Genomic DNA, 17666 nt, shown 5'->3' with positions numbered 1-17666 from the left:
TTATGACTTCTGGAATACGCAGACTCCGTGCGCAGGACCATGCCATACAGCCATCACCACCGGGTTGTCTTCACCGGCAAACGGAGGAATGGCTCGCCATTCCCCTTCGGGTAGTACGATGTCAGCCAACTCTTCGGTCGCGTTAATCGTAATGAGCCAACGTTCAGAAAGTTGGATTTGCAGGCGATGAACCCCGTTTTCCCACTCGTCAGCACTCAGAGGCTGAGCCTCTTTATTCCACCAGCGAACATTGTCATCACCTTCCTCCCACCAGAGATTTCGGGTTAGTGCCGGAATCGTCTTGCGTAGATGAATCAATGCCGCGGTAAATGTGGTTAAGCCATCGTTACAGTGTTCCCAATCAAGCCAGGTCAGTTGGTTGTCCTGACAATAAGCATTATTGTTGCCGTGCTGGCTGTGGCCATGTTCATCACCAGCCAACAGCATCGGCGTTCCCTGAGAAAGCAGTAACAATGTGAGCAAGGCGTGCACGCTGTCGCGCCGCCGCTCTTTGATATTCAGTGAAGCTTCCAGTCCTTCGAAACCATAGTTATTGCTGTAGTTATTATTAGTGCCATCGCGGTTATCTTCGCCGTTCGCTTCGTTATGTTTTTGATTGAAGCTGACACAATCACGCAGCGTGAAGCCGTCGTGGGCAGTGATTAAATTGACACTGGTTGAAGGCTTGCGCTCTCCACGACGGTAGACATCGCTTGAACCAGCAAAGCGGCAAGCGAATCCCCCCAACGATAGATCTTGTCGCAGCCAGAAACGCCGCATGCCGTCACGAAAATGGTCATTCCATTCCGCAAATAGCGGCGGATAGTTCCCCACCTGATAACCTCCCGCGCCAATATCCCACGGTTCAGCAATCAGTTTTATTTGCGACAAAACAGGATCGTTTTTTATCGCTTCGAACAACGGAGCATCCTGCCGGAACTCCGGCGTACGCCCCATGACCGAAGCTAAATCAAAGCGAAAACCATCGATATGGCAGCTATCGACCCAATAACGGAGACAATCCACCATCTGAGCGACCACGCCCGGCGTGCTCAAATTCAACGTGTTACCGCAACCTGTCCAGTTCTGGTAATCACCGTTTTCCATTAACCAATAATAGCTACGGTTGTCGATTCCGCTCAGTGAGAGGGTTGGGCCATCGCGGTCCAGCTCAGCACTGTGGTTCAGAACAATATCGAGAATGACCTCAATGCCCGCTTCGTGCAGTGCTTTTACAGCCCCCCGTAGCTCATTGGCGGCCACCAGTGGATCTTGATTTACCGCGTAATAACCTTCGGCGGCGTACAGCGCACGGGGGTTATAGCCCCAATAATTACTGAGCCCTAAATGGGCGATGCGTGGCTCGGTGACAAAATGCGCCACCGGCAACAATTCAAGCGCCGTAATCCCCAGGCGTTTGAAATAGTTAATCATCACCGGATGACCAAGTGCGGCATAAGTGCCCCGCAACTCTTCCGGGATGCCAGGATGAAGCAGTGTCAGGCCACGCACATTGGCTTCGTAAATTACCGTGTCGCCCCACGGGATTCGTGGGTGCACATCGTCTTCCCAGTCGAATTTATCCTGCACCACCACACATTTCGCCATGTGCGGAGCGCTATCTTCCAGGTTGGGTTCATCATAACCGCCATGCAGATGCGGATGGTCGGCTGCACCGCCAACTACCACGCGAGCACAAGGGTCGAGCAGCAATTTTGCCGGATTAAAACGATGGCCGTTTTGCGGTTCCCACGGCCCATGCACACGATAGCCGTATTTCAGACCAGGTTTAGCGTTGGGCAAATAGCCGTGCCAGATGTCACCGGTTCGCACCGGTAAATCGTAACGTTGCTCGTGACCATGCTCGTCGAACACACACAGTTCGACTTTATGAGCATTGGCAGAAAACAGGGTGAAGTTCACCCCTTTTCCATCGAAGTATGAACCGTATGGCGCGGAATTCCCGGCGCTGAGTTGTGTCATTCAGCCTCCCGTACCAGCCAAATGGTCGACAGCGGTGGCAGCGTCAAACTTAAAGAGTGATCGCGCCCGTGGCTTGGAATGGCATCGCTGTGTACCGCCCCGCTGTTCCCGGCATTGCTGCCGTGATAATGCATTGAGTCAGTATTCAGTTCTTCACGCCAGCGTCCTGGCTGGTTAATGCCGAAGCGATAGTGGTAACGCGGTACCGGCGTAAAGTTGCTGGCGACAATGATTTCATTACCTTGTGAGTCGCGGCGCACAAAGATAAATACCGAGTTAACGTTGTCTTCCACCACCAGCCATTCGAAACCGTAACTGTCAAAATCCAGCTCGTGCATCGCGGCATGTTGGCGATAAGTGCGGTTCAAATCACGCACCAGACGTTTCACGCCGTGGTGCCAGTTGTCGCCGCCTTCCAGCAAGTGCCAGTCGAGGCTGCTGTCATGGTTCCACTCGCGCCCTTGAGCAAACTCATTGCCCATAAACAGCAACTTCTTGCCAGGGAAGGCCCACATCCAACCGTAATAAGCACGCAAGTTGGCAAACTTTTGCCAGGCATCGCCAGGCATGCGGTCGAGAATCGATTTTTTACCGTGTACCACTTCATCGTGCGACAACGGCAGGACAAAGTTTTCGGTGCTGTTGTACAACATGCCGAAGGTCATTTTGTCGTGATGATACTGGCGATGCACCGGGTCAAGCTTCATGTAGTCGAGAGTGTCGTGCATCCAGCCGAGGTTCCATTTAAACCAGAAACCCAGTCCGCCCATCGACGCTGGACGCGACACGCCCGCAAAGTCGGTCGACTCTTCCGCCATGGTCACGGCACCAGGCGTTTGCTCGCCAATGATGCGGTTGGTGCTACGCAAAAATTCGATCGCCTCGAGGTTTTCACGGCCGCCTTTATCGTTGGGGATCCACTCGCCTGGCTGGCGGCTGTAATCGCGGTAAATCATCGACGCCACCGCATCAACGCGCAAACCGTCAATGCCGAAACGCTCAATCCAGTACAGACCATTGCCGACCAGATAGTTGCTGACTTCACGCCGCCCATAGTTGTAAATCAGCGTGTTCCAGTCCTGGTGATAGCCTTCGCGCGGGTCGCCATGTTCGTACAGCGACGTACCATCGAATTTCGCAAGCCCGGCGTCATCCGTCGGGAAATGCCCTGGCACCCAGTCGAGCAACACGTTTAAGCCCGCAGCATGTGCGGCATTAATAAAGTAACGGAAGTCTTCTCGCGTGCCGAAACGGCGCGTCGGCGCATACAGCCCTTGTGGCTGGTAACCCCAACTGCCATCGAACGGGTGTTCGTTAATCGGCAACAGCTCGAGGTGGGTAAAGCCCATCTCTTTCACGTACGGCACCAGTTGGTCCGCCAGTTCGCGGTAACTGAGCCAGAAATTATTGTCAGTGTGGCGGCGCCACGACCCGAGATGCACTTCGTAAATTGAAATTGGCTGATCGAAGCCATTGGCGCGCTGGCGCGCTGGGCTAAGGGTAGTTTTTTCTGGTAACCCGCAAATCAGCGATGCCGTTTCCGGGCGCATTTGCGACTCAAACGCATACGGGTCGGCCTTCAGGCGCAGATGCCCGTCGGTATCAATCAGTTCGAATTTGTATAACTGCCCAGGGTGAGCGCCAGGGATAAAGAGTTCCCAGATCCCGCTTTCGCGGCGTAAACGCATCGGATGGCGACGGCCGTCCCAATAGTTAAACTGGCCAACGACGGAAACACGGCGGGCGTTAGGTGCCCAAACGGAGAAACGCGTGCCGGTGACGCCATCCATCGTGTCGGCGTGCGCACCGAGAGTTTCATAAGGACGCAAATGCGTGCCTTCGGACAACAGCCAACTATCCACTTCCTGGATTAGCGGCCCAAAGCGGTAAGGATCATCAATAAGATTTTCATGGCCATGCCACATGACGGCCAGTTGATAACGGAATGGATTTTTACGCCGGGGAATAACCCCGCAAAAGAAACCGCGCGAATCAAGGCAGTCTAATTTACCGACCTTACCCCCAGTTTTTGGTTCGATAACCCACACTTCGGTGGCGTCAGGTAACAGGGCACGCACTTCCAGCCCGGCATCCGTTTTATGCATTCCCAGCAAGGAAAAAGGATCAGCAAAGTGACCCGCAATTAGCGCATTTATCACGTCTTTTTCTGGATGAACAGACATGGATTTTGTCCTGTTTTTTTGTCTTATCCTGACGCTACGCTTACGCGCTCAGGATAACGTTATCATTGACCCAACGGGCAGCGTAAATGAACTCCTGTAAGCTGCTCCGCCCAACAACCTATCAAGACGGTTTTTTCCGCCCTGAATAAAGCATAGCCAACGCGCTGTTTTACTCCTGAAAAATAATTAATAACGATCATACGCTCCATGTATGACGCGAAAAAAAAGGGGCTGCAATGCCCCTTATGTAAACAAGTGTACTTATGCGAGCAGACGCAACATTCTACGTAACGGTTCTGCAGCACCCCACAGAAGCTGGTCACCCACGGTGAACGCTGAAAGGAATTCAGGGCCCATATTGAGTTTACGCAGGCGTCCAACTGGCGTGGTCAGCGTGCCGGTGACGGCAGCAGGCGTCAGTTCGCGCATGGTGATCTCGCGATCGTTTGGCACCACTTTCGCCCACTCGTTATGCCCGGAAAGCATCGCTTCAATGGTTGGCAGAGAGACATCTTTCTTCAGTTTGATGGTGAATGCCTGGCTGTGGCAGCGCAATGCGCCCACGCGAACACACAAGCCATCAACTGGAATAATCGTGCCGGTGTTGAGGATTTTGTTAGTCTCAGCCTGGCCTTTCCACTCTTCGCGGGTCTGGCCGTTATCCAGTTGCTTGTCGATCCACGGGATCAGGCTTCCTGCTAGTGGCACGCCAAAGTTATCCGTTGGCAGGCCGCCGCTACGGGTCAAGTCAGTCACTTTGCGCTCGATGTCCAGAATGGCAGACGCAGGATCAGCCAGTTCAGCCGCAACGTGATTATGCAGTTGGCCCATCTGGCTCAGCAGTTCACGCATATGACGCGCACCGCCGCCGGACGCTGCCTGATAAGTCGCCACAGACACCCAGTCAACCAGGTCATTCGCAAACAAGCCGCCGAGGGACATCAGCATCAGGCTGACGGTACAGTTACCGCCAACAAAGGTTTTGACGCCGTTGTTCAGCCCTTCCTGAATGACATGCTGGTTAATTGGGTCAAGAATGATGATGGCGTCATCTTTCATACGCAGTGAAGAGGCGGCATCAATCCAGTAACCCTGCCAACCGCTTTCACGAAGCTTTGGATAGATTTCGTTGGTATAATCGCCGCCCTGGCAGGTAATGATAATATCCAGCGCTTTCAACGCTTCCAGGTCATAAGCATCTTGCAGGGTGCCATTATTCTGGCCTGCAAAAGACGGGGCCGCGAGGCCGAGCTGAGAAGTGGAGAAGAAAACCGGACGAATGGCGTCAAAGTCGCGTTCCTCAACCATGCGCTGCATGAGAACGGAACCGACCATACCGCGCCAACCGATAAAACCAACATTTTTCATAGAGACTAATCCTGCGAAGAAGATGTGTGCGTTGTGTGCATTAATTGGAAACAGCCTTCACATTACAAAATGCTGCCAAAGTCGCAAGTGAAATTAATCAATGATATGCAAGCGATTAGAAATACAACTTATTAGAGACAATTATTCATGACCGAAATCATTTCTGCGGCAGTGCTGTTAATCCTGATTATGGACCCGCTGGGCAACCTGCCGATCTTTATGTCAGTGCTCAAACATACCGAGCCAAAGCGCCGCCGCGCCATCATGATCCGCGAGCTGCTGATTGCGCTGATCATCATGCTGATTTTCTTATTCGCCGGGGAAAAAATTCTCGCATTCCTTAACTTACGCGCCGAAAGCGTTTCCATATCCGGCGGGATTATTCTGTTCCTGATTGCGATTAAAATGATTTTCCCAAGCCATGAAGGCAATGCCTCTGGCCTGCCTGCGGGTGAAGAACCGTTTATCGTGCCGCTGGCAATCCCGCTGGTTGCCGGACCGACGCTGCTGGCGACATTAATGTTGTTATCGCATCAGTATCCGAATCAGATGGGCCACTTAGTGATCGCGTTACTGCTGGCCTGGGGCGGTACCGTGGCGATTTTGCTGCAATCATCGCTGTTCTTGCGCCTGCTGGGCGAGAAAGGCGTGAATGCGCTGGAACGCCTGATGGGCCTGGTGCTGGTGATGCTGGCAACGCAGATGTTCCTCGATGGCCTGCGGGTGTGGATGAAGGGATAAACTTGCGTCCCCTCTCCCCCAACTGTCTCTTGTACACATCTTTGAAGAACAGTTCCTGCCAATTCGGAGAAGGTTCCGTTCACCAGGCGATTGAATGTTTATGTCGCCACGAAACCGGTGAACGTCTTAGGGTGGCCACCGTCGCCACCCTAAGGACCCGGACTCCCGGCAAATAAATCGCCGCAAGCGGTAAACCTCCATTTAGCCTCCGTGTCAGGGTCAGTTGCGATTCGTTCCCGACGATCGCGCCCTCCAGCCGTTCCCGACGGCTGGACCCTGCCACCTGGAGTCAAAATGGAGGCGATTTAAGCCGGACCCGAAATTCAAGGTCAAAGTCATAAGCCAGAGCGGTTTTGACCTTGTTCCCGGCTTCGATCGCACCGTTTGCGGGAATTACAGAGATAACTGAACGCACGGGTGAACGGAAAACCTGCGGGGCTGACAGCCCTCAGGGAGAGAGTTAATTGTAGGGCGGGCAAGCGCAAGCGCCCCCGCCACAAACATTAAAGCTCGATAACCAATCCCGCCTCGTACGAATCCGGTGTAATCACCACACCGTGTTCACCCGCTGCACTCTTGCCTTGCTTCACGCCTTTCACACTGCCGATATTACGCAGACACAGCGTCCAGTCTTTCGCCTGGCCTGCGCTTTGTACCGCCAGCGTATTGCCTTCGCGACGCACCTTCAGCGTGAAGACAACCGAACCGTCTGCCGCCGGGACTTCACAAATCGCCTCGCGGCCATCGTCCAGGTTAAACAGCTGGAAAGCGGTGCCTTCGTGCCACGCGTAATCTGGTTTCTGGTCATTATTACCCAGCGCCAACAGCGTATTGTCTCGCACATAAACCGGCAGGCTCTGGAAATCATGCTGCTCTTTATGCCAGCGGCTACCTTGCGCTTGCTGGTTGTTGAGCAGATGCGTCCAGCGCCCTTCTGGCAGATAGAACTGCACGTCGCCCGCCTCAGAGAACACCGGCGCAACCATCACTGACTCGCCCAACATGTACTGGCGATCGAGATAATCGCAGCCCGGATCGTCCGGGAACTCCAGCATCATGGCGCGCATCATCGGCGTACCGCATTCCGCAGCCTGCGCCGCCTGGCGATACAGATACGGCATCATGCGCGATTTCAACTGCGTGAAGTGGCGCACCACATCGCAAGCTTCGTCGTCATACGCCCATGGCACACGGTAGGATTTGCTGCCATGCAGGCGGCTGTGGCTGGAAAGCAGCCCGAATGCGCACCAGCGTTTATAAACATGCGCCGGAGCGGTATTTTCGAAGCCGCCAATATCGTGGCTCCAGAAACCAAAACCAGACATGCCGAGCGACAAACCACCGCGCAGGCTTTCTGCCATTGACTCATAGTTGGCATAGCAGTCGCCGCCCCAGTGAACCGGGAATTGTTGTGCGCCAACGGAGGCCGAACGGGCAAACAGTACGGCTTCTTCGTCGCCCAGTTCCTGCTTGAGCACGTTCCACACCAGCTCGTTATAAATGAACGCGTAATGGTTGTGCATTTTCTGCGGGTCGGAGCCATCGTGCCACACCACATCGGTTGGGATGCGCTCGCCGAAGTCAGTTTTGAAGCAATCCACACCCATGCGCACCAGGCGTTTCAGATGGCCTGCGTACCAGTCGCAAGCCGCCGGATTGGTGAAATCAACAATCGCCTGGCCTGGCTGCCATTTATCCCACTGCCACACCGCGCCGTTCGGGCGTTTGAGCAGATAGCCTTTTTCCATCCCTTCGCGGAACAGCGGAGATTTCTGGCCGATGTACGGGTTAATCCACACGCAGATTTTCAGACCACGCGCTTTCAGGCGTTTCAACATGCCTTCAGGATCGGGGAAGGTCACCGGGTCCCACTCGAAATCACACCACTGGAAGGCTTTCATCCAGAAGCAGTCGAAGTGGAACACGTGCAGCGGCAGGTTACGTTCGGCCATGCCGTCGATAAAACTATTCACCGTCGCTTCGTCGTAGTTGGTGGTAAAGGAAGTGGTGAGCCACAGGCCAAACGACCACGCTGGCGGCAGCGCCGGGCGGCCAGTGAAGCGGGTATAACGGTCGAGAACCGCTTTCGGCGTTGGGCCGTCAATCACGAAGTATTCGAGATATTCACCTGCCACGCTGAACTGCACTTTAGAGACTTTTTCGGAACCAACTTCAAAGGAGACACATTCCGGATGATTCACCAGCACGCCGTAGCCACGGTTGGTGAGGTAGAAAGGAATGTTTTTGTAAGATTGCTCGGTGCTGGTGCCGCCATCGCGGTTCCAGGTTTCCACCGTCTGGCCGTTTTTCACCAGCGCGGTAAAACGCTCGCCCAGACCATAAACCGTTTCGCCAACGCTCAAATCCAGGCGCTCGAACATGTACGTGTTGCCGCTGTTAGCATCCTGCACATAACCGTTATTTTTCACCGCACTGCCGGTGATGCGCACGCCATCGCGCAGGAAATCCAGCGCCCATTCAACGCCTTTGGTGACACGCACCGCCAGATTGCCGCTTTTCAGCTCGGCAAACTCAGCGGTGTTTTGCATCGACACTTTCACGTCGTGCAACACGTTCAGCGGATAATGCGGGCCGTTATTCACCGCGCCCTGGAAATGCTCGATACGCACGCCGACCACACCTTCCTGCGGGGAGAAAAAGCGTAACGTAAACAGTGGGGTATCAAGCTGATTTCCCCGCTCGCGCACATCCTTCATGCCTGCATACACCACCATCTCATTACCCTGCTGTTCCACATCAAACACTTGCACCGGGTGGATAAGCGCTAAACCGGGCTGGATAAGCCAGTTACCGTCACTAATTTTCATTATGCCGTCCTTTTCAATGCTGAATTTTTTGGAAACGGTGTGCCCGTGGGTCTGGTGCGCACCTTCAAAAATGAATGTGAAAAATTCGATATCAAAGGTTGTAAAGCATCGGGGACGGACGATGAATTCTAATTTCTGGTTATCAGATTATGTTTCTTGATAAGTGTGAGCGGAGTCGCTCTCTTAGCAGACTAAGATTTAAGGAATGGGTGTTTTTCGCGCGGTTTGATTGATCTGGCTAATAGTTTCAGAAGAATCATGGGGTAAAGGGGAAAGCATTGTTTGGTAAGGGGGAAAAACTGGGTATACTGCGCACCGCCTCCATGTAGCAATCGAGGCAAGGAAGATCGTCGTCTCCGGTGAGGCGGCTGGACTTCAAATCCAGTTGGTGCCGCCAGCGGTGCCGGGCAGGTTCAACTCCTGTGATCTTCCGCCATTTTTTGCTGCTATTGTCAAATCTAATCAATAATTTCTAGTTAGAATAATCAAAATACTCTAATGACCTGAAAGGTTCAAAACCATCTGGCCAAGAGGTTGTCATTTTGCATAGAAGTCGATATTGCTCTGGTGCAGCAATGTTAACTTTAACTACAAAGATACTAATCTTTGATGTGAATAAATTTAAATTTTCTAACTTTCTAAAATCTTTGTTTAAGTACCTTGGATAATAACCGATCTTAATGGAATTTTTTTTATTTAAAAGAATAATTGCATCCCCATCATTTTTATTCTCATCATCATGGGCATACCCTAATCCTTGCCCAGGCAACAAATTTTCGATTACACTTTTCTCAATCAAATCTAAATATCTAACCCCACTGACAAAAAACTTAAACTCATATGTTCCATTCTGATTTTCTGGAATGCTAATGATTCTAAAATTGTCTGTTTTCCTAGCGCCGCCTGAAATGGCAAGTAAAGACAATGGGTCAAAATCTTCATTTTCTAAACCAGTCCATTCTAACATACTAGAATATTCCGGTCTTCTTTCTGGCATGATTCTATTTTTAAAAAATGGAAATAGAGTATTTGATTTATATTCTTTATCTAAATCAGTCATTCGCGGAAATGCTACAAATCGAGGATGCTTCGCACCATTCGTATAATTTAATTTGTAACTATCATCATCCATAGTGGTTAATTTGGCTACAGGATGCCACATTCTATCATCTCGATCCTGCCAAATAACAAATACACTTTTCATATTAATACACCAATTTTATCAAACGATGAAAGTATTAATTTCCTTCTTTAATTTCAATAAATTATTTTTATTACATCGTATTATTTCATATGCAAACTGTTTTGCAGTAAATGACATTCTTTCTTCAGGGACTCTACTAATTACTTGATAAATCATCGAATCCTCCAAATCACTTAATCTTTCTAACCATGCCATTGCCGCACTTGGATTTATTCTAGCAGAATTTTCAAATGCTTGCAGTATTTTTAGCCTGCTATTACTCGTGTTGTAAAAATGAGATTTTGCTTTTAATACATAGGTTTCTACACTTCTCCCAATATCATTTGTATCCAATCTAATTCTTCGTTTTTCATCACTTTCATTGCGCCCTAAACTAGCGGCGTGGTCAAAAGAAGGTGCTAAGTGAGTTGTCGCTTTATCCGTCTCAATCATTCCCCAGTTTTCTACATGACGATCTTGGTTCGAAATCAAACTATCTAACATCAGATACCCAACAAAAAAATCACTTGCTGTTTTAATCTTATCTAACTCCTTAAAACCAATAGGCTTCCTTTTTATTATCCGTTCCATTATTGTAAAAACACGAGTTATTCTTTGAATGCTATCATTTTCAGTTGATGATGTAGCATTCATCCTTTCAATTAATTCATTACCAGTGGAAAGTCGCTCACCTTTTCCTAAAATAAAGTTAGGGCTAATTACACCATCCATCCCATTATAAGTTGCTAATTCATATTTCGCATGTGGTATACCAAGTAACTCAGCTAATTCACTGGCAATTTTCTCAGCCCAATCCTCTCCGTATCGAAAAACATCTTCCATGGCTTTGTTCTGTGTTTTTATAGATTTAAACAAGTAGGAGTCGCCATTATTATCTTCATACCAAAATTTTGATTTTGTCCCCAGTTGCTCAAACTCTTCTATTTCAAACTCAGATATATCTATAATGTTATATTCCATATAACCTTCATAGTTTAAAAATGCAGACAAAATAAGATATTTGTAAATAATATGATTAATATAGTCACTTGATGAATTACTGTAAACAATTATTTTTATTAATATGAAAGTTGCGAGAGTGTTAGCAAAATGAATGCAATACGACTAATAGTCGAAGATATAATATTTATAGTTAAAGTTACTCCTTCTTCATATTTTTAGTCACTAAATGCTCCAACTCCTTCCTCCCAAGCTCTTTCAGCCAATTACCCAAACTCATGCCTGCATCTTTCGCTGCAACTTCAAATTGAGCTTTCAGTTCCGGTGTGATGCGGATCTGAAATGTTGGAGAAAGACCATTTCCCTTCGGGCTTTTGTCATGTTTGATAGTTGACATGTAGGTGAGTTCTCCTCAGTATGATATCCATATCGTACGTACACTTTGGCGATATTTAATTGAGCAACGCCCCAATAGTGCTAGGAACACTACCGAGGCGTTTAACCACAAACGTTAATGGAGTTAACGGCATGGCTAACACGAATACTATCACAACCAATCCCCTTGAAACCGCATACACACAACCAGTTACTGAATCCGCAATCACAGCGCTATTAAAAACCCCGCTCGGCGCCACACATGATCTCTTCCAGGTGCTCGACGCCTGCCAGCATTATGTTAATGCGCTGATTGAAAACGACGACAACACCGAATGTATGGCGCTTTGTGGGCGTTTGTATGCAGCACTGGAAATGTTGAAGTTCGCGCTTAAAGCGCCGCTACCAGCCCATCTAATCGAACGCCTGACGGTGGATGTGGCAGAACCCGATAATTATCGCGGCGCGCTTTCTACCGATTCTGAAACCCTGCGCGAATACTGCGCTGCGTTAGTCATGCTCTTGTTGCAGCGCCAGCAGTCGCCGGAACAAAGCGAACACATCACCGGATTATTATTCGAGTTGATCAACGTTCTGGTCGAGGATTTAAAAGCTCCGCGCTTTGTGCAAACAGATGGCGGGCTGGTGATGATTAACGGTGAAGCGTTGCCGGGCATTCACTAAGTATCGTCAGGAAGAACCCCACAATTTCAGTTAGTGTTGTGGGGTATCCAGAATGCAGGCTAGCTTAATGTATATCCCTGTTTGGGTGAATTAGGCTTATTAGGAAACGCTAGCTTCAGTTGCTTTGCGTCCACCATGGGTTTTAAGTAATTCTGACGTATGCTTTGAGCCTTACGTCCCAGTAATATCTCCATTACTGATACTGACAAGTAATGTCCGTTACACAAGTCCATAAGTAGTTCTTTCATGACTTCCGTATCCAAGCGTCGATGCTCTCTGGATGGCGCTGTAAGATCTTCAAGACATGCTCGGAACTCTGCATTTAATACTTCAAGATCATCAATAAATGGCTTATCAAGAAGCTCATGGATAAAGCGGCCATTCCCATCTCTTCCCTGATGACTATCCGTTAAGTTGAGCTCGCTATGCGTTAAGTCAGAGCCGCTATGCGTTAAGTTGTGCGCGGCACTTAACGCATTAGCAAAGACATCCTCCGGAGAAGGAGGCTCCATTCCAGATTTGGTGAAAACGTTCTGGTCGAGGATTTGAAAACACCGCGTTTTGTTCGTACCGATGGTGGACTGGCAATGACTAGCGGCGAAGCGGTTCCAGGAATTCACTAGTTTTCCCAGGGCGGTTAAGCGCAGCGCCACCCGCCAAAAAACGGTGGATGACGCTGCGCTTATCCGCCCTAAAAATGCCTCGCAATCAGTCCAGAAATAAACCCTTCGTAATACACCTTAACATTCTGTCTTACTCTCAACAGGTACTATTCTGGTTCACTATTAAAGGGATATTTCTGCATGAATAAGTTGATGAAAATTTTGTTGTTAAGCGGCGTTGCGTTGTCTGCTACTGCTTGTTCAAGTGACTATGTGATGTCGACTAAAACCGGTGACATGATTGTGACGCAAGGGAAACCGCAGGTGGATAAAGATACCGGCCTGATTAGTTACACCGATGCGCAAGGTAACGAACGCCAGATTAATGACGAGCAAATCGTGCAGATGATTAAGAAGGACTGATTTGCTGTGCAGATACCAGCCAGCCCATGCTGACTGGTATCTCGTCTTAGCGTGCTTGACCTACCCGCCACGCAACATCACGCATGGCGTCGCGCGCTGCCTGGCTGATACCACCAAGCTGGAAGAAGCCGTGGATCACGCCAAGATAGCGTTGGCAGGTGGACTCAACGCCTTGATCCATCAGGCACTCATGCAAGACCTCACCTTCATTGCGAAGTGGGTCGTATTCAGCGGTGATGATATGCACCGGTGGCAGGCCTGCAAAATCTTCACGAAATAACGGGCTGGCTTCATCATCCATTGGGTCAAGATCGGCCATATAGGCTTCGTAACCTGAAAGCAGCGTATCGCGGGTAATGATGTAGTCGTAGCCATTTTCCTGATAGCTGACAGATTCCGCCGTCGCGTCCAGCATCGGGTAAATCAACATCAGCCGCGCAGGCAACCAGTTTCCCGCACTTTTCAGGCGCAGGGCCGTCACCAGGGCAATATGTCCACCAGCGCTGTCGCCCGCTAGCGTTACTCGTTCACGATCTACTTCCAGCTGTTCAGCCGCTTGCCAGATAGCGTCCGCTGCACGCTCAGCATCATCATGCGCTGCCGGATAAGTGTGCTCTGGTGCCACGCGATACTGAACGGCAATCACCCGGCAACCACTGTAATAGCAAAGCTGGCGTAACTGATTGTCATGGGTTTCAAACCCACCGCTAACAAAACAACCACCGTGGTAATAGATCACGGCTGGAAGCGATCCGGTCGCATTTAGCGGGGAAAATATGCGTAACGTGCAGCCATTAAGGCTGATATCTTTCACGTCGACTCGGGTTTCCGTTTCACCCGCTAAAACAGTGCTGGCGATATACCCAGCCCGGCGTTCGGCAAAAGTTTGTTGGCGTGAAGAAGGGCGGCCAGAGTCGATGAATTCATCAACCAGCCCGGCGATTGCGGGTTCGAGGGACATAGCGGAATTCCTTTTATGCTGTATAGATGAACAGTTATATCGCATTTATGGGATCGCGTGAACCGAGTTTTTTCACTATTTCAGCATTCTGGAAAGCGCCTCGAACAAATGAAAACTACCAGGAAAAAACAGATAACCGTACGCTTTTTGCGGTTTATAGTACCCAGCAAGCTCATTCACAAAACAACATTAGATACCGTAAATAATGTAGATGGCTAAACATTGTGCGATTTACCCATCGTGTTAAGATGAGTTTAAACATTGTTTAATTTGGTAATCATGGTGAAAACGCTGATTCGTAAATGGGGTAATTCCGCAGGGGCCATTATTCCTGCAGCTGTTCTGGAGAAAGCTGGGATGAGAATAGGTGACAAAGTGGATATTGAAGCCGTTGAGGGAGGAATTATGTTGCGGGTCGCAAAGCCGATATACACGCTAAGTGAGTTACTGGCCCAATCACCCGAAGGAAGTTTCGAGCTTGATGATGAAGACCGTGAATGGCTGAATTCTCCTCCTGTTGGCAAGGAGATCGATTAGGTGAGTCTTTATATGCCTGATAGAGGCGATGTAGTGTGGCTCGATTTTGATCCTGCCGCTGGTCACGAGCAAGCCAAAACTCGGCCTGCGCTAGTATTGTCACCAGTCGAATTTAGCCGCAAGGCTGGCATGGCGATTGTGGCACCAATAACATCTCGTGTTCGTGGCAATGCATTTGAAGTACATCTGACAGAAACTCACACCCGGGGAGTTGTCATTTGCCATCATGTAAAATCAATCGATTTCCGGGCCAGACAGATGCGTTTCATTGAAAAAGCACCTGAAGAAGTCACAGAAGAGGCGCTGTCCAGAGTTAAGGTATTTTTCGAATAACACAGTGGGATGCAAAGCATCCCACTGCATCATTTACTCGCCTTCCCCTGGGAACAGGAAAGGATTGATGCTGCTGCGGGCAAAGCCTTCTTGCTCCATGCGCGCATCCAGCACCAGCGAGGCTAAATCGTCGGCCACGGCTTCCACTTTGGCATCTTTTTCCTGATAGAGAATCTTCAGGTAAGTGCCGCAGTCGCCACAGCTTTCCGCTTTAATCGCTGACTGTTCGCTTTCCAGCGACCAGTAGTTCAGGTCACGGGTTTGCTCGCAGTTGCTGCATTTGATACGCACCACATGCCATTCGGTTTCGCACAGGTTGCAGTGCAAATAACGCAGGCCGCTGGTGCCGCCAATCTGCACCACGCTGGAAACAGGAATCGAGCCGCAAACCGGGCAGAACTGGCGTTGTTCACCGTATTCAGCTTTCGCACGGCCTGGGATCAGGCTCGCCATTTGCGCCCAGTAGAGCGATAACGCCGCCCAAATGAACGGGGCTTTATCACTGCTTACCAGCGCAAAATCAGCGTTAAACAGCGCGGTCGCCATCTCTTCGAGTTCTTGCGTCGACGCCTTTTCCAGGTTTTCGATAACTGCCAGTGCCTGGCCGCTCATCTCTGGTTTCAGCTCGGCAATCAACGAATTCAGCAGGCGCTGCCAGTGGGGATCACGCGGTAAAACGTGAATATCCAGCGGCGGCTTGCCGGTTTCCGATGACTTCTGAATCAGCGCCGTTAAATCCATTTCCAGCGGGTGGTCGTACAGCACCACTTCCTGGGCGTGGGCGATCAGTGCAGCAAAGCGCAGGAAATCACCCAGCGGATTATCGGTCGCCAACTCAAGCAGGCGTTCAGCGCGGCGGTTATAGAGATTTTTCAGCCTGGGGAACAGCAACGGCGGGATCATCTCCGCCGTGCGTTTATCGCTCTTCTCCAGCTGGTCTTGCGGGATTATGCGAATACTCATTCCGATCGTTTTTCCTGTTTTTGGCGAACTTCACGATACCATTTCGGATGGTGTTTTTTGGCCCAGGTCGTGGTGACCCAGCCTTCCACCATCGCGGTAATCGTGCCTTTCACCCAAAGGGCGGCATAGATGTGGACCATAATAACCACAATCAGTGCCACTGCTGCAAATGAATGCACCAACAGGGCAACGCGAATCAACGGGATTGAGAATGCAGGCGCGAAGTAAGGGCGCCAGATAATCACGCCGCTCACCAGCAACAGTACCAGGAAGATAATCGCCGCCCAGAACACGCATTTCTGGCCGAAGTTATACCGCCCGGTGTCCCCCACTTCTTCGTTAACGACGATCTTGCGAATATTCTTCGCCCAGAAAATATCGTCACGATTGATGAGGTTATGGTGCCAGTAACGGAAAAACATGATGATAAACGAGGCAAACATCACCACACCGACGAACGGGTGGAGAATGCGCGCCAGTTGCGGTGTGCCCAGAACGTTCATTAACCAGTTAAAGGAGGGGAAGAAAAACCCCAGCCCGCTGATGGCCGCCAGCATAAAGCAGAAGGCGGTTACCCAGTGGTTGATACGTTCAGGCGCGCTGTAACGCTGAATAGTCACTTGTTTTTTCATGGTTTGCGCACCTCGTCGTCGTCATGGTGCAGGTTATCGTCCTCTTCTTCGGCACGGTTCGGGCCGACCCCCACATAGTGGAACACGCTGGCGGCGAAGGTTGCAGCAAAGCCAATAGCGGCGAGCGGCTTCCAGACACCTTTCCAGAATTTCACGGTTGGGCTGATGGACGGGTTCTCTGGCAGGCCGTGATACAACGTCGGCTTGTCCGCATGGTGCAGCACATACATAACATGTGTGCCGCCAACGCCTTCCGGGTCGTACAATCCGGCGTTGTCATAACCGCGCGTTTTCAGCTCTGCCACACGTTCACCCGCCAGGTTTTTCATATCCTCTTTCGAGCCGAAATGAATTGCACCAGTTGGGCAAGTTTTCACGCAGGCAGGCTCCTGGCCGACGGTCACACGGTCTACGCACAGGGTGCATTTGTAGACACGGTTGTCCTCCGGGTTCAGGCGCGGCACGTCGAACGGACAACCGGCGATGCAGTAACCGCAGCCGATGCACTGCTCAGACTGGAAATCGACAATACCGTTGGCATACTGAATGATTGCGCCTTCAGCCGGACACGCTTTCAGGCAGCCTGGGTCCGCGCAGTGCATACAGCCATCTTTGCGGATTAACCATTCCAGTTTGTCGTTTTGTTCCACTTCCGAGAAGCGCATCACCGTCCATGATTTGGCGGTCAAATCTGCCGGGTTATCGTAAACGCCGACGTTGCTGCCGATCTCATCGCGCAGATCGTTCCACTCCGAACAGGCCACCTGGCAGGCTTTGCAGCCGATGCAGGTGGTCACGTCGATAAGTTTCGCAACCTCTTGCTGGTGATCCCGCGCTTGTGGCGCGGGTGTGAGGCCATTGGTGGCGGAACGACGGATGATGTCCTGAGATTGATAAGCCATAATTCGTC

At 50.4% G+C, this 17666-nt stretch carries 17 protein-coding genes and 1 tRNA gene; 6 read left to right on the top strand and 12 right to left on the bottom strand.

All coding sequences use genetic code 11. The features are described 5' to 3' along the window. The 3 genes from glgX to asd form a co-directional block, all read right to left on the bottom strand. Window positions 1-1983, bottom strand: coding sequence for a glycogen debranching protein GlgX (glgX, locus tag MNO13_RS01390; protein WP_064542734.1), 1983 nt, complete (start codon window positions 1981-1983; stop codon window positions 1-3). Beyond that, window positions 1980-4166, bottom strand: coding sequence for a 1,4-alpha-glucan branching enzyme (gene glgB, locus MNO13_RS01385; RefSeq protein WP_064542731.1), 2187 nt, complete (start codon window positions 4164-4166; stop codon window positions 1980-1982). Before glgB ends, glgX begins: the two co-directional genes overlap by 4 nt. A gap of 261 nt (window positions 4167-4427) precedes the next feature. Then, entirely contained in the window at window positions 4428-5534 is a 1107-nt protein-coding gene (gene asd, locus MNO13_RS01380) for an aspartate-semialdehyde dehydrogenase (RefSeq protein WP_064542728.1), read from the bottom strand. A 147-nt stretch (window positions 5535-5681) separates the two neighbouring features. On the opposite strand from asd, the gene MNO13_RS01375 reads away from it, so the two are divergent. Beyond that, a complete protein-coding gene (locus MNO13_RS01375) occupies window positions 5682-6275 on the top strand; it encodes a YhgN family NAAT transporter (protein WP_064542726.1) in 594 nt (197 codons plus the stop codon). 503 nt (window positions 6276-6778) lie between these two features. Here the strand turns inward: MNO13_RS01375 and yicI are convergent. Next, entirely contained in the window at window positions 6779-9103 is a 2325-nt protein-coding gene (yicI, locus tag MNO13_RS01370; RefSeq protein ID WP_241939457.1) for an alpha-xylosidase, read from the bottom strand. A gap of 341 nt (window positions 9104-9444) precedes the next feature. On the opposite strand from yicI, the gene MNO13_RS01365 reads away from it, so the two are divergent. Further along, window positions 9445-9539 (top strand) — tRNA-Sec (locus MNO13_RS01365). Window positions 9540-9575: 36 nt separating this feature from the next. On the opposite strand, the gene MNO13_RS01360 is transcribed toward MNO13_RS01365, so the two are convergent. The 3 genes from MNO13_RS01360 to MNO13_RS01350 all read right to left on the bottom strand — a co-directional run bounded on the left by MNO13_RS01360 (window position 9576) and on the right by MNO13_RS01350 (window position 11643). Next, on the bottom strand, window positions 9576-10307 hold the full coding sequence (locus MNO13_RS01360) for an HIRAN domain-containing protein (RefSeq protein WP_241939456.1): 732 nt from the start codon (window positions 10305-10307) through the stop codon (window positions 9576-9578). Window positions 10308-10325: 18 nt separating this feature from the next. Next, window positions 10326-11267, bottom strand: coding sequence for a HipA domain-containing protein (locus MNO13_RS01355; protein WP_241939455.1), 942 nt, complete (start codon window positions 11265-11267; stop codon window positions 10326-10328). A 178-nt stretch (window positions 11268-11445) separates the two neighbouring features. Then, window positions 11446-11643 (bottom strand): toxin-antitoxin system HicB family antitoxin, encoded by a 198-nt coding sequence (locus MNO13_RS01350; protein WP_241939454.1) that lies wholly within the window; start codon window positions 11641-11643, stop codon window positions 11446-11448. Window positions 11644-11774: 131 nt separating this feature from the next. Here MNO13_RS01350 and MNO13_RS01345 point away from each other — a divergent pair, with 131 nt between their 5' ends. Further along, on the top strand, window positions 11775-12305 hold the full coding sequence (locus MNO13_RS01345) for a hypothetical protein (protein WP_241939453.1): 531 nt from the start codon (window positions 11775-11777) through the stop codon (window positions 12303-12305). Window positions 12306-12364: 59 nt separating this feature from the next. Here MNO13_RS01345 and MNO13_RS01340 read toward each other — a convergent pair whose 3' ends face one another. Next, entirely contained in the window at window positions 12365-12925 is a 561-nt protein-coding gene (locus MNO13_RS01340; RefSeq protein WP_241939452.1) for a Fic family protein, read from the bottom strand. Between the two features lie 183 nt (window positions 12926-13108). Here MNO13_RS01340 and MNO13_RS01335 point away from each other — a divergent pair, with 183 nt between their 5' ends. Continuing rightward, window positions 13109-13330 (top strand): YgdI/YgdR family lipoprotein, encoded by a 222-nt coding sequence (locus tag MNO13_RS01335; RefSeq protein WP_121814742.1) that lies wholly within the window; start codon window positions 13109-13111, stop codon window positions 13328-13330. Between the two features lie 46 nt (window positions 13331-13376). Here the strand turns inward: MNO13_RS01335 and MNO13_RS01330 are convergent, their stop codons facing one another. After that, the gene (locus MNO13_RS01330) at window positions 13377-14291 is read right to left on the bottom strand and encodes an alpha/beta hydrolase (RefSeq protein ID WP_241939451.1); all 915 of its coding nucleotides are present in this window, start codon (window positions 14289-14291) and stop codon (window positions 13377-13379) included. A 261-nt stretch (window positions 14292-14552) separates the two neighbouring features. Between MNO13_RS01330 and MNO13_RS01325 the strand changes: the two genes are divergently transcribed. Both MNO13_RS01325 and MNO13_RS01320 read left to right on the top strand, forming a co-directional pair. Further along, the gene (locus tag MNO13_RS01325) at window positions 14553-14828 is read left to right on the top strand and encodes an AbrB/MazE/SpoVT family DNA-binding domain-containing protein (RefSeq protein ID WP_208856718.1); all 276 of its coding nucleotides are present in this window, start codon (window positions 14553-14555) and stop codon (window positions 14826-14828) included. After that, a complete protein-coding gene (locus MNO13_RS01320; protein ID WP_064542699.1) occupies window positions 14829-15161 on the top strand; it encodes a type II toxin-antitoxin system PemK/MazF family toxin in 333 nt (110 codons plus the stop codon). 33 nt (window positions 15162-15194) lie between these two features. Here the strand turns inward: MNO13_RS01320 and fdhE are convergent, their stop codons facing one another. From fdhE to fdxH, 3 genes are read right to left on the bottom strand one after another with little or no spacing between them, the layout of a single operon-like run. Beyond that, entirely contained in the window at window positions 15195-16124 is a 930-nt protein-coding gene (fdhE, locus tag MNO13_RS01315; protein ID WP_064542696.1) for a formate dehydrogenase accessory protein FdhE, read from the bottom strand. After that, window positions 16121-16756 carry a formate dehydrogenase cytochrome b556 subunit gene (gene fdoI / locus MNO13_RS01310; RefSeq protein WP_064542693.1) on the bottom strand — a complete coding sequence of 212 codons (636 nt, stop codon included), beginning with the start codon at window positions 16754-16756 and terminating at the stop codon, window positions 16121-16123. Before fdoI ends, fdhE begins: the two co-directional genes overlap by 4 nt. Continuing rightward, a complete protein-coding gene (gene fdxH, locus MNO13_RS01305; protein WP_232887125.1) occupies window positions 16753-17658 on the bottom strand; it encodes a formate dehydrogenase subunit beta in 906 nt (301 codons plus the stop codon). The genes fdoI and fdxH overlap by 4 nt, the downstream gene beginning before the upstream one ends. Between the last annotated feature and the right edge of the window lie 8 nt (window positions 17659-17666).

Origin of the sequence: Buttiauxella ferragutiae, assembly GCF_022637515.1 — a bacterium.
GTDB lineage: Bacteria > Pseudomonadota > Gammaproteobacteria > Enterobacterales > Enterobacteriaceae > Buttiauxella > Buttiauxella ferragutiae.
This window is presented reverse-complemented; position numbering and strand designations above follow the sequence as displayed.

Coding starts and splice junctions, on each gene's coding strand:
- glgX (WP_064542734.1), bottom strand. CDS start 1,983: ATGACACAACTCAGCGCCGGGAATTCCGCGCCATACGGTTCATACTTC.
- glgB (WP_064542731.1), bottom strand. CDS start 4,166: ATGTCTGTTCATCCAGAAAAAGACGTGATAAATGCGCTAATTGCGGGT.
- asd (WP_064542728.1), bottom strand. CDS start 5,534: ATGAAAAATGTTGGTTTTATCGGTTGGCGCGGTATGGTCGGTTCCGTT.
- MNO13_RS01375 (WP_064542726.1), top strand. CDS start 5,682: ATGACCGAAATCATTTCTGCGGCAGTGCTGTTAATCCTGATTATGGAC.
- yicI (WP_241939457.1), bottom strand. CDS start 9,103: ATGAAAATTAGTGACGGTAACTGGCTTATCCAGCCCGGTTTAGCGCTT.
- MNO13_RS01360 (WP_241939456.1), bottom strand. CDS start 10,307: ATGAAAAGTGTATTTGTTATTTGGCAGGATCGAGATGATAGAATGTGG.
- MNO13_RS01355 (WP_241939455.1), bottom strand. CDS start 11,267: ATGGAATATAACATTATAGATATATCTGAGTTTGAAATAGAAGAGTTT.
- MNO13_RS01350 (WP_241939454.1), bottom strand. CDS start 11,643: ATGTCAACTATCAAACATGACAAAAGCCCGAAGGGAAATGGTCTTTCT.
- MNO13_RS01345 (WP_241939453.1), top strand. CDS start 11,775: ATGGCTAACACGAATACTATCACAACCAATCCCCTTGAAACCGCATAC.
- MNO13_RS01335 (WP_121814742.1), top strand. CDS start 13,109: ATGAATAAGTTGATGAAAATTTTGTTGTTAAGCGGCGTTGCGTTGTCT.
- MNO13_RS01330 (WP_241939451.1), bottom strand. CDS start 14,291: ATGTCCCTCGAACCCGCAATCGCCGGGCTGGTTGATGAATTCATCGAC.
- fdhE (WP_064542696.1), bottom strand. CDS start 16,124: ATGAGTATTCGCATAATCCCGCAAGACCAGCTGGAGAAGAGCGATAAA.
- fdoI (WP_064542693.1), bottom strand. CDS start 16,756: ATGAAAAAACAAGTGACTATTCAGCGTTACAGCGCGCCTGAACGTATC.
- fdxH (WP_232887125.1), bottom strand. CDS start 17,658: ATGGCTTATCAATCTCAGGACATCATCCGTCGTTCCGCCACCAATGGC.